This window comes from Bradyrhizobium sp. AUGA SZCCT0431 (genome assembly GCF_018131065.1).
Classification (GTDB): domain Bacteria; phylum Pseudomonadota; class Alphaproteobacteria; order Rhizobiales; family Xanthobacteraceae; genus Bradyrhizobium.
In genome coordinates this window covers 40,748-51,993 of the sequence record NZ_JAFCLR010000053.1, presented here as the reverse complement: position 1 = coordinate 51,993, position 11,246 = coordinate 40,748, and the positions used below count along the sequence as shown (strand labels likewise).

The 11,246-nt window shown below is 63.1% G+C and carries 9 protein-coding genes; 4 read left to right on the top strand and 5 right to left on the bottom strand.

The window, feature by feature from the left end; all coding sequences use genetic code 11:
- Positions 1–760 precede the first annotated feature (760 nt).
- The 3 genes from JQ567_RS33980 (at position 761) to JQ567_RS33970 (ending at position 5,025) form a co-directional block, all read left to right on the top strand.
- Complete coding sequence (locus JQ567_RS33980; RefSeq protein ID WP_212442858.1) at positions 761–2,602, top strand: tetratricopeptide repeat protein; 1,842 nt, start codon at positions 761–763, stop codon at positions 2,600–2,602.
- 264 nt (positions 2,603–2,866) lie between these two features.
- On the top strand, positions 2,867–3,523 hold the full coding sequence (locus JQ567_RS33975; protein WP_212442857.1) for a L,D-transpeptidase: 657 nt from the start codon (positions 2,867–2,869) through the stop codon (positions 3,521–3,523).
- Positions 3,520–5,025: a L,D-transpeptidase family protein gene (locus JQ567_RS33970; protein WP_212442856.1), complete on the top strand. Its 1,506-nt coding sequence runs from the start codon at positions 3,520–3,522 to the stop codon at positions 5,023–5,025. Before JQ567_RS33975 ends, JQ567_RS33970 begins: the two co-directional genes overlap by 4 nt.
- Before the next feature lie 155 nt (positions 5,026–5,180).
- Here JQ567_RS33970 and JQ567_RS33965 read toward each other — a convergent pair whose 3' ends face one another.
- The 5 genes from JQ567_RS33965 to JQ567_RS33945 form a co-directional block, all read right to left on the bottom strand.
- The gene (locus tag JQ567_RS33965; protein ID WP_249165908.1) at positions 5,181–5,828 is read right to left on the bottom strand and encodes a hypothetical protein; all 648 of its coding nucleotides are present in this window, start codon (positions 5,826–5,828) and stop codon (positions 5,181–5,183) included.
- The gene (locus JQ567_RS33960; RefSeq protein ID WP_212442862.1) at positions 5,828–6,346 is read right to left on the bottom strand and encodes a c-type cytochrome; all 519 of its coding nucleotides are present in this window, start codon (positions 6,344–6,346) and stop codon (positions 5,828–5,830) included. The genes JQ567_RS33965 and JQ567_RS33960 overlap by 1 nt, the downstream gene beginning before the upstream one ends.
- 92 nt (positions 6,347–6,438) lie before the next feature.
- Positions 6,439–8,199 (bottom strand): PQQ-dependent dehydrogenase, methanol/ethanol family, encoded by a 1,761-nt coding sequence (locus JQ567_RS33955; RefSeq protein ID WP_212442855.1) that lies wholly within the window; start codon positions 8,197–8,199, stop codon positions 6,439–6,441.
- A 184-nt stretch (positions 8,200–8,383) separates the two neighbouring features.
- A complete protein-coding gene (locus tag JQ567_RS33950; RefSeq protein ID WP_212442854.1) occupies positions 8,384–8,878 on the bottom strand; it encodes a copper chaperone PCu(A)C in 495 nt (164 codons plus the stop codon).
- 371 nt (positions 8,879–9,249) lie between these two features.
- The gene (locus JQ567_RS33945; protein ID WP_212442853.1) at positions 9,250–9,507 is read right to left on the bottom strand and encodes a hypothetical protein; all 258 of its coding nucleotides are present in this window, start codon (positions 9,505–9,507) and stop codon (positions 9,250–9,252) included.
- Positions 9,508–9,636: 129 nt separating this feature from the next.
- On the opposite strand from JQ567_RS33945, the gene JQ567_RS33940 reads away from it, so the two are divergent.
- A complete protein-coding gene (locus JQ567_RS33940) occupies positions 9,637–11,145 on the top strand; it encodes a diguanylate cyclase (protein ID WP_212442852.1) in 1,509 nt (502 codons plus the stop codon).
- Positions 11,146–11,246: the final 101 nt, after the last annotated feature.

The window sequence follows — 11,246 nt, the reverse complement described above, 5'->3', positions numbered from 1 at the left end:
CCGAAGTGTCGCAATATGAATCACACAAAATGCCGATTCGGGAATCCCCAATAAACTAGATGTGTGCATGCCCTAGGGCGTTCGCCGGGACGCATGACCACCAGCGAGAATTGCTCTTGCACGCAGGTCGTTATCTTCCTTTCTCAAGAACGTCGGCAGCGGCGTATCGGTCCCCCGACGCGCAGTTGCGCATCTGAGATCGTGTGCGCTGCGCTCCATGTCGAAGAAGCGACGCCATCCACTCCTGCATTTGCGTCGTTAAACTTCATCGGTAACGATCCACGAAACTGTCCTGAAGTCATTTTGTCGCCAGCTCGAAATCTGCTCAACACGATTTCCTGGCAACTTGTGCATCAGCTGTTCCTCCAAAGTTCGACGGCATGACTGTTTTACAGGTGCACTATGCGCGACGAATTTGCCTCATACGCGTTTCTTGCTGTGACCGCTGCAGGTATCGTCCTGCTGTGCTCAGGCCTTATGGCTTTGGTGCTCACTTAGCGAATTGCAGTCGGCAGCTTCTTGCGGCTGCCTTCTCGAACTTGTTCCGCGCCCGAAGCGGAAGAGCAGCACCGCTGACCCATTGCGGCGAGCCGTTCGCCGACGCTAACGTGTCGCAGCTACAGACATTGCAGTCGTCTTGCAGAAAGGACGGAAACGTCTGAAAATTCGTTTCAGGGCCTCTTTGGATCCAGTTCCGACGACCCGCTGAAGCCCCGGATCCGGCAGATGTTTTCTCTCCGCCCGATTTTGGAGCCCACCCATGGCGACATTCACGCGATCGCAAAGCCTGCTGGTTTCCGTAAGTCTTGCTGCACTGGGCGGCACGGCACTGGCGACGCTGCTGGCCGGGGGCGGTTTTATTCTCGCGGACGCACGGGCAACCGCCGTGGATGCATCGCTGCCGATCGCCGACGGCGATATTCCGACCTGCGGCCCCCCGACGGCAACCGCCGGGCCGAACATGATGTTTCGCCTGGTGCAGACGGAAGTGCCGCGCGCCGGGATGAGCGCAGCCAGTCCCGCCCCGGCATTCGCGGACACCGAGCCGCCGCTGTGGACCGGCATCGGCTCCACCACCTGGAAGATCACGACCGCGAACGAGCGCGCGCAGGCTTATTTCGATCAGGGCCTGCGTCTCGCCTACGCCTTCAATCACGATGAGGCGCGACGCGCGTTTCGCATGGCGCAAAAACTCGACCCTGACTGCGCCATGTGTTTCTGGGGGGAGGCGCTGGTGCTCGGTCCCAACATCAATCTCCCGATGCCGGAGGACGCGGTCGCGCCAGCCTATGCCGCCGCGCAGAAGGCGAAGGCGCTGGCCGGCAAAGCGAGCCCGCGTGAGCAGGCGCTGATCGGCGCCATCGCAGTGCGCTACGGCAGCGATCCCAAGGCCGCTCGCGCGCCACTCGACGCGGCCTATGCGGCCGAAATGGCGAAGGCAGCAAAACAGTTTGCCGAGGACGACGAGATTGCCACGCTCTATGCCGAGGCAGTGATGGATCTCAGCCCCTGGGACTATTGGAAGCCGGGCGGCCGCGACGCCAAGCCACAAAGCGTGCCGATCGTGCCGACGCTTGAGCGCGTGCTGGCGCGTAATCCCAATCATGCCGGCGCTATTCACCTTTATATTCATGCCGTCGAGGCGTCGGACCGGCCCAAGCGCGCCGAGCCCTATGCCGACAAGTTGCGCGGCGCAGTTCCCGGTGCAGGTCATCTCGTGCACATGCCGAGCCACATCTATTATCGGGTCGGCCGCTATCTCGACGCGCTGGAAGACAACAAGACCGCGGTCAAGGTCGATGAAAAATACCTGACCGAGACCAACGCGCCGATGGGCGTCTACAGGCTCGGCTATTATCCGCACAACGTGCACTTCGTGATGGCGTCGGCGCAGATGGCCGGCGACGGCCCGACCGTGATTGCGGCTGCGGAGAAGCTCGGCCAGCTCATTCCCAGCGAGGCAGCCAAGGGCATTGCGATGGTGCAGCCGGTCAAGGCGGCGCCATACTTCGCGCACGCGCAGTTCAGCACGCCGGAGACCATTTTGGCGCTGCAGGATCCCGGCGATGCGATTCCCTATGTCAAGGCGATGTGGCTCTACGTGCGCGGCGTCGCGCTGGTGGCGAACCGTGACTTCGCGGGCGCGACTGCCGCAGCGAGCGACATCGAGACGATCGAGCGCACCGCGGACTTCAAGCTGCTGAAGGATTCAGGCATCCCGGCGCAGGAGGTGCTCCGCATCGCGCGCACGGTGATCCTCGCACGCGTAGCCCAGGCCAGGGGCGACTACCGCACCGCCATCATCCGGTTCGAACGGGCGGCGGCATTGCAGGACAACCTGGCCTACACCGAGCCGCCCTATTGGTATTATCCGATCCGGCAGTCGCTTGCCGCCGCCCTGCTGCAGGCCGGCCGTTACGCCGAGGCGGAGCGGCAATTCCAGCGCGCGCTCAGCCGGGCGCCCGCCAATGGCTGGTCGTATTACGGGCTGGCGGAACTGCACAAGGCACGCGGTGATGGCTCCGCAGCCCGCAAGGCCGAGGCCAACCTTGCCAGAACCTGGATCGGCGACCGCAAGCTGTTGCAGATTTCAAATCTCTGAAGCGCGCCTGACTCGTGCCGATGAGGTGATCGAATGAGGTGTCCCCGAACATTGCCGATCTTCTAGCGGAGCATTCGAAAGTTTTTGAAGAGAGTCTGGAAGAACTCGGCTTCACGGTCCGCAAGTGCACGCACGCGCCGAACTGAGCGCGATTCCATGGACAGGCACCTGATCTCGTTATTGCGCGGTTACTTTCCAGCGACGCCTTGATTTCTGCACTTTTTGAGAAGCAGATGGCCAATGTAACGCTTTGGAGGACAGGCCATGCCGAGGTCCGGGCTGGCGTTGTTGCTTTTGGGGTTGCTTGGGTTTGTGCTCGGCGGCTGCATGCAATCGACGCTCGCGCCGTCGTCGAATGCCGGTTTGACTCCAAGGGATCGGCAGTTGCTGGCCCACACTCCTTATGCGCAGGCCAGCATTCCCGAGACCTATCGCCGGCATATTGTCGATTACATGCGCAAAGAGCAGCCGGGCACGATCCTGGTCGATACCAGCGCGCGCTTTCTGTATTACGTTCTGCCGGGAGGCAAGGCGATCCGCTATGGCGTGACGGTGGGAGAGGAAGCGCTGGCCTGGTCCGGCGTCGCAACGGTTGGCCGTGTGGCTGAATGGCCGGACTGGATCCCGACGGCCGAGATCCAGGCCAGGCTCGGCCCCTACCCCAAGCGCGTTCCCGGCGGTCCGGCCAATCCCCTGGGCGCGAGGGCTATCTACCTCTACGAGGGCAACAAGGACACCCTGTACCGTATCCACGGCACCAACCAGCCGGAATATATCGGCCATGCCATCTCGTCCGGCTGCATCCGCATGACCAACGAGGATGTCATCGATCTCGTGAATCGGGTGCAGGCAGGCGCGATCGTCGTCGTCCTCCCGCCCGGGCGGACAGCGTGGATGGGCCCTGTCGCGGGACGCGCATGACGTCTCGTTGTGTGAATCCGAAGCACAGGCGGACGCGGCTGCGGCCCGTGTTGCTTGCCGTTGCGGGTCTGGCCGTGCTGATCGCGGCAGGGGACGATGCGCGTGCCAGAAGCGGCGAACGCCTGATCGAATCCATCGAGACGCGCAGTGCCAGCGAGCCGCTCATAGCCATCGTTTCGCTCCGCGACCAGCGGATCACCGTCTACGATGCCAAGGGGTGGATCCTGCGGGCGCCGGTGTCGAGCGGCTCGAAGGGACGCGAGACGCCCGCCGGGATCTTCAGCGTCATCCAGAAAGTCGAGGAGCATTACTCGAACCTGTATGACGATGCCTACATGCCGCACATGCAACGCATCACCTGGTCGGGCATCGCACTCCATGGCGGTGTCCTGCCGGGGCGTCCGGCGTCCCATGGCTGTATCCGGTTGCCATTCGAATTCGCCGAACGCCTGTTCGACGCGACCAAGATGGGCATGCGTGTGATCGTGGCGCCAACCGATGTAGCGCCCGTTGAGCTTGCCCATCCGCTGCTGTTCCAACCCAAACCGGGTGCCGGCGCCATGGCCGCCGCCCGCACCGCTGAGGCACAGGAGGCGGCGAGGAAAGCGGCCCAGGCGAGGCTCGCCGCGGAGACGGCGTTCCGGGAGGCATCGCGCGCCAGGGAGCCGGTTCGCGCGGCGGAAAATCTGAAGCGCAGAGCCGAGGTGCAATTGGCGGCTGCCGAGACCAGACTTGGTGCTCCCGGCTCGGCGGAGGCAAAGGAGCAGGCTGAGGATGACAAGGCAAAGGCCGCCGTCAAGGTCGCGGAGCTACAGCTGCAATCGGACGCCGCCAGCGCGGATCTGCAATCGAGGCTCGATGCGGTCACGTCTGCGCGTGAAGCTGCCGCCGCGGCGGAGACGGCGCGGGCCGCGGCAGCCGAGGCGGCCCGCCAGGCCGAACGCGAACTGCAGCCGATATCGGTGTTGATCAGCCGCAAGACCCAGCGGCTTTACGTCCGTCAGGCATTCAAGCCCATCCTTGAAAGTGCGGTGACGATCGCGGATCCCGATCGTCCCATCGGCACGCATGTCTTCACCGCCGTCGAGCGCTCGGGCGACGATACCAAGTTGCGGTGGAGCGCCGTCTCAATGGGCGGCGGTCGTCCGCCCGGCGCCACGCTTGAGCCGGATGACCGGGCGCGTGCGAAGCGTGGTCGCGACGCTGAGCCGGTGCCGACGGACCCCGGCACCGCAAAGGCCGCGCTCGACCGCATCAGCATTCCGCAGGACGCATTGGATCGCATCGGCAACATTACGCCGCGATCTTCCCTGATCGTCACGGACGAGGCGTTGAGCACGGAAACCGGCAAGGGTACGGAGTTCGTGGTGCTGTTGAGCGGCGAGCCGCAAGGCGGCATCAAGAAACGGCGACGCAGTCCAGGGACCGATTTTCGCTACGCGCGCCCACGCAGCTCGCCTTTTTGGGGCTCGCCGTTCGGAAACAGCTTTTCTGCCTGGTGACGTCAGCCAACGCGCAATTGCGCATCTGAGATCGCGTTCGCTGCGCTCACTTGTCCGGGACGACAGCGAGTATTCTCGCGCCGCGATGCGGCTGTTGACGGAAGAGGCGCTGGAAGCGGCGAGCTGATACAGCCCGCCGCGGCGTCGATCCTTCGCTAATCCTTCGCTCGCACGATGCTGATCCGCGTTTCGTCGACGAAATTCTTGACGTCCTGATCGGGCCGGCGGAACAGATTGCGTTCGACGATGAGCGAACGGCCGCTGACCGTCTTGGTGCAGCGCTCCTTCAGATAGACGCCGCCGACCGGCTGGTCTCCCGCCTCGGGCTGACCTTCGCTGCAGGTCCACCCCTCCGGGCCGTAGCGTGACTTGGCCTGGATCCCGAGCAGGAACGCCTTCTTCCGGATATAGAGCCGCGCCTTCGGATCGGTCTCGATCTGCAAGCCGGCGACATGGCCGGTGTCGTCGATCAGCAGGGTCAGGATCGCGGGATGGCCCGCCACCATCGTGCCGTCGCGGCTGGTGAATGGGTCGTAGCCGAACCGGATCGCCCGCATGGCCTTCGCGTCGGCAGGACAGTCGCGCCAGTTCTTCCAGCCGGCCAGAGATCTCTTTGGATCATCGGCGCAAGCAAAATCGACGTAGCCGGTTTCGGTCAGATCGCTCGCGGCCATTCCGAGGCTGATGTCACGCAGATCGTTACCGCCGAATTCTTCCGTCCGTGCCGGAGAGTGCGCCAGTGCGACCGCCTGCCAGACCAGCAGGCCCGCGGCAACAACACCCGATAGCGTCAATCTGTTCATCACTGGCTCTTCCCCGTGTTGGCGGTGGCATGATCCGGTTTCGGCGCCTCGGTCTTGTAAACGTCGCAGACCCGCGACGAGCTTGAGAAGAAGGCGACGCATTCGGCGTAAGTGGGCTCGCCCGCTCCCTTGATATGGGCGATCACGTAATCGGCGACGGCTTCGATATCCTTTGGCCGCAGAAACGTTCCGCCCTCGGGCGGCATCTGTGGCCCCGCATCCTGGCGGTTCAGGTCAAAGCATTTCACCTCATCGTAGGCGCCGCGCACGAAGAACGGCATCCCCGTGCCCGGCCGTCCGCAGCCGACGGTTTCGATGATCTGTTCGCGCGTCAGCTCGGTCTTGCGCAGCGACAGCGCATCGCCGCCGTAGCCGCCGCCGCCATTGCCGTGCCATTTGTGGCAGCCCATGCAGTTGGCGCGGCCGAACACCGCCTTGCCGGCGCTGGTCGGATCCGAAACCTGCGCCGACTGACCATAGGCAGAAAAATTCAGCGCGACGACGCTCACGAGCAGCATGCCCGCCGCCGGCAGTTTGTTTGACATCATCATGGCGTCTCTTGTCGGGGAAGCGGGAGGGCCCGCTTGTGGCGGGCCCTCCTTCGGAAATGTCAGAGCGCGAAGACGTAGAGCATCGATCCCGGCTGAATCTTCTTCAGTTCGGGCGTCGAATCGATGAACCACTTGTCCCAGGCGCCGCCGAGGCCGACCAGGATGGCAAGATATTGTTTGCCGTCGACCGAGAACGTCATCGGCGGTGCGTTGACGCCGCCGCCGGTGTTGAACTCCCAGAGCTTCTGCAACGACTTGGCATCAAGCGCCATCACTTCGCCGGATGGCTGGCCGGTGAAGACGAGATCGGATGTCGCCAGCATCCCTCCCAGATTCGGGAACGGCGTTTCCAGTTTGCCGGCGATCTTGCCGGTGGTGACGTCGATCGCCGTGACGCTGCCAGTGATCCTGAATGGCTGGCTCGGGCCACCGCCGGTCCAGAACTCCCGGGGCTTCAGCTTGTCCGGCGTCATCACCTCAACCTTGATGCGGTTGCAGCTTTCGATCACCGGGATGTACCAGAGCTTGAGATCCGGATTGTAGGCCGTCGGGGGCCAGTTCTTGCCGCCCATGTTGCCGGGGCAGATGTCGGTTTCCATATTGGTGCGGCTTGGCGTCACCGACGCAACATAGGTCTGCACGGCCTTGTTCGGGTCATACTCGATCGGCTTGCCGCTCTCCGGGTCGAGCCCCTTGGTCCATGTAACCTTCTTGACGAACGGCAGGCCCCAAACGAATTTTCCATTCGTTCGATCGATCGCATAGGCGAAGCCGTTGCGGTCCGCTTCGAGCGCGAGCTTGCGCGGACCGCTCGGCCCGGGGATATCGACCAGCACGTTTTCCGCCACGCTGTCGTAGTCGTAGGGATCGTTCGGCGTGTGCTGATAGTGCCACTTGATCTTGCCGGTATTGGCGTCAAGCGCCAGCGAACTGTCGGTGTAGAGGTTGTCGCCCGGCCGGTACGCGTTATCCCAATCCGGCCCGGGATTGCCGACGCCCCAGATGATGGTGTCGGTCGCGGGATCGTAGGTGCCGGTCACCCAGGTCGAGCCGCCGCCGGCGGCCGCCGCGTTGTTGCTGTCCTTCCAGGTCTCGCTGCCGGGCTCGCCCTTGCCGGGGATCGTATAGGTGCGCCAGACTTCCTTCTGGGTCGAAAGATCGGTGGCGGCGATCCAGCCGCGGATACCGTATTCCGCGCCGGCCACGCCTGTGATCGCCATGTTCTTGACGATCAGCGGCGCGCCGGTGATCACCTCGCCCTTGTCCGGATCGGCCACGGAGCGCTGCCAGGCGACCTGGCCGGAGTCCTTCTTGGTTGCGATCAGCCGGCCGTCCAGCGTGTGGGAAATCACAAGATCGCCCCACAATGCGACGCCGCGATTATCGACGCCGCAGCAGGCGACGGCACCCGCCCAGTCACGGTCGGTCTTGGGATCCATCTTCCAGACCAGCGCGCCGCGGCCGCCATGCGCATCGATCTTGTAGACCGAGCCCCATCCATCGGTGACGTAGAGAAAGCCGTTCTCGGCAATCGGCGTGCCTTCCAGGCCGCCATGGCTCCAGATGCCACCGGGTTCGATGCCGCCAAGGTGCATCGTCCAGGCGACCTTCAGGTTCTTTACGGTATCGCGGTTGATCTCCTTCAGCGCGGAGAACCGGTGACCCGCATAATTCTGATGATGATGAAGCCAGTTGCCGGCTTCCTTGTCGACGTTGAGCAGCCGTTCCTGATTGACCTCGTCCGCGGCAGAGACGGGCAGCACGCCCGCAGCGCTTGCGGCTGCCAATGCAACGGCAAGCAAACAGGCTCGCGCTGACATTTTCGTGTGACCTGAAGATCGCTCCATGATTAATGCCTTCCTTGTTGGCGGGTTGTTGTTGGCAGTTCATGTTGGCATTCTTGTTGGCAGTTCTTGTTGGCAGTTCTTGTTGGATGAACGTCCGGCTTGTCCGGGCGTCCCGCCGACGGGCCCTGTTCACAGCTTCACCAGTCTGCTGTCGCGATCAGGGCGTTCGCGAAATCTGCACCTCCGTTTCTTTGGTGCCGGCCTTCTGGAATACGACGGTGCATGTGAAGGCCTCGCCGGCGACGAGCTTCTGCCGCGTCTGCAGCAGCATGACGTGATAACCGTCCGGCTTGAGTTCGATCGTCTTGCCTTGCGGAATTGGTATCGACTTGATCTCGCGCTTCGCGGGCGCGCCTTCGCCGCGATCGACGGTGTGCTTTTCGGAGAAATTCGCAAACGGGCAACGGACGCGCAGCAGGGCGTCGGCTTCGGCCGCATCGTTTTTGATCGTCATCAGCAGCGGAAGATTGATGCCAATCTCGTCGGACGCGGACACCCAGGCGTTGGTCACCTGCAGCGCATCACCGGCAGCGGCGAAGCCGGGCGTCAGCGCAAGTTTCAGCCCAAGCCCGGCAGCAAGTCCAAGCGCCAGCAGCGGCCAGCGGGGACTTGCAGGCGAGGGATGTCCAAAGGAACAGGCCGTCCGATTCATCGGCGCCATCCTCCCACGATCTTTTCTTGTTTCTTGCGTTTAGAGTACGCCCTTGGGTATTCCAATTCTTCCTAAATTGGGGCGGCGATAGGGCCGCGTGTGGAAAATGATTCCGACAACTCGCTCTCGTGGCGTATTTCATACCAATCGTTGTGATGATCCCTTCAGCCGATAGATCATCACGAGAATGCGGGCGGCGAGCTAACTTCTCTCGTCGTCCCGGCCTAGTGCGCAATTGCGCACGCAGGCCGGGACCCATACGCCGCGGCCGGAATTGTTGGAAAAGAAAGACAATAACCAACCCGCAAAACAATTGCCGCTGGTGGTTATGGGTCCCCGCCTTCGCCGGGACGACGGAAAATGCGGCCAACCTATCTCCTCACCTTCACCTTCTTGAACTTCACGCTCTTGCCGTCCGCCTGCCGTGTCGCGATGTAGCCGGCCTCGAGGCAGGCTTCGCGCTGCGGCATCTTCTCCTGCGGGCTGCGCTCGGTTTCCCACCACGAGGCCCGGTGCGCCGCGCGCGGCAGAGCGGCATCGATGATCTCCTCGATCTGTTCGAAGGTCAGCACGAATTCGGGCAGCTTCTGCTTCTTCAGATAGTCCCGCAGCAAATCGTAATCGTTCACCCGTGTCCCCGTCGTTTTGCGCAATGCCGCCGATCCCGGCAACCAAGCGTTAACCGATCGGCGCATCGTTGTCGCCATTTAAGGCCGCGACAAGGTTTCCGGTGCATTCAGGAAGGCTGGGAGCGGACGATGTTGTTCGGACGGCGCATAGACTTGGCCAAAAAACGGGCCCATCGGCCCTGGCGGCTGTCGGCCAAGTTGCTGATCGCCTCCTCTGTGGCGACCGTGATCGGCTTCTCCGCGATCTGCGCCAACGTCATGCTCGACATGCGGCGCGGCGAGGAAGAGTTGGCCCGCCAGATGCTCGAAAACCTCGCCGCCGGCATCGACGCCGACATCGGACGCAACATCGAGCTCTACGACCAGTCGCTGCGCGCGGTCGCCAGCAATCTGGTGATGCCGGAGCTCAAGGACGTCAGCAAGGAAATCCGCCATCTGATCCTGTTCGACCGCGCCGCCTCGGCCAAGCATTTCGGCGCGATCCAGGTATTTGACGCGTCAGGACGATTGTGGATCGATGCTTCCTCACTCGACCCGCGGCCGGAGAACCGCGCCGATGAGGAATATTTTACGGTCCATCGCAGCAATCCGGACGAGGGGCTGTTCGTCAGCCGCCCGATGCTGCATCGCGGCGCCTATTCGATCGTGCTGAGCCGGCGCATCGCCGACGCCGAAGGCCGCTTTCTCGGCGTGGCCGCCGGCTCGATCCGGTTCAGCTACTTCCACGAGCTGTTCGACCGCCTGAATCTCAGTCCCGACGATACGATCACCGTGCTGCGCCGCGACCGCACCGTCATCATGCGCAAGCCGTTCAACCTCGACATCATCGGCAAGAGCCTCGCGACCGTGCGAACCTGGAGCGCGAACAATCTGAAGCCCAGCGGGTCCTATGCCGGGCAAGGCCCCGTCGATGCGACACCCCGGCTCTATGTCCGGCGCGACAGCAGCGGTCCGCTCTATGTCGTGGTCGGAAAGCCGCTCGAAGCCATCTTCCGGCTTTGGCAACGGGAAATGATCCGGATCGGCGCCATCATGACCGCGCTGATCCTGTTCGTGCTCGGCACCACCTTCTTCCTCGGTCGCGAGATCGGCCGCCGCGCCCAGGCCGAGGACAAGCTCGAGGAACTCGCCACCACCGACGCGCTCACCGGCCTGAAGAACCGGCGCAAGTTCGATCTCGAGATCGATACGGAGTGGCGGCGCGCGGTGCGCAGCAGGACGCCGGTCGCGCTATTGATGATCGATGCCGATCATTTCAAATCCTACAACGACAATTATGGCCACCAGGCCGGCGACCAGGTGCTGGTCGGCATTGCGATCTGCATCTCCGACTCGGTCAGGCGCGCCGGCGATTGCGTGGCGCGGTTCGGCGGCGAGGAATTCGCGGTGCTGTTGCCGGGGATCTCGGTCACTGAGGCGCTCGCGGTCGCCGAAAACATCCGGCACAAGGTCGCGCACTGGTCGGAGGAGCCGGAAGTCACGACCGTCAGCATCGGCGTCGCCAGCATGATGCCATCAGCGGGGCTGGACTGGACCGACCTGATCGCGGCCGCCGACAAGGCGCTCTATGCCGCCAAGGCCAATGGCCGCAACCAGACCGTGGTCGCCAACCTTCCGCAATTGGCGATGGTGGCTTGAGCTAAAGCAGGCGGCAACCACCGTCATTGCGAGCGCAGCGAAGCAATCCATCTCGCCCCAGCAAGAAAGAATGGATTGCTTCGTCGCTTGCGCTCCTCGCA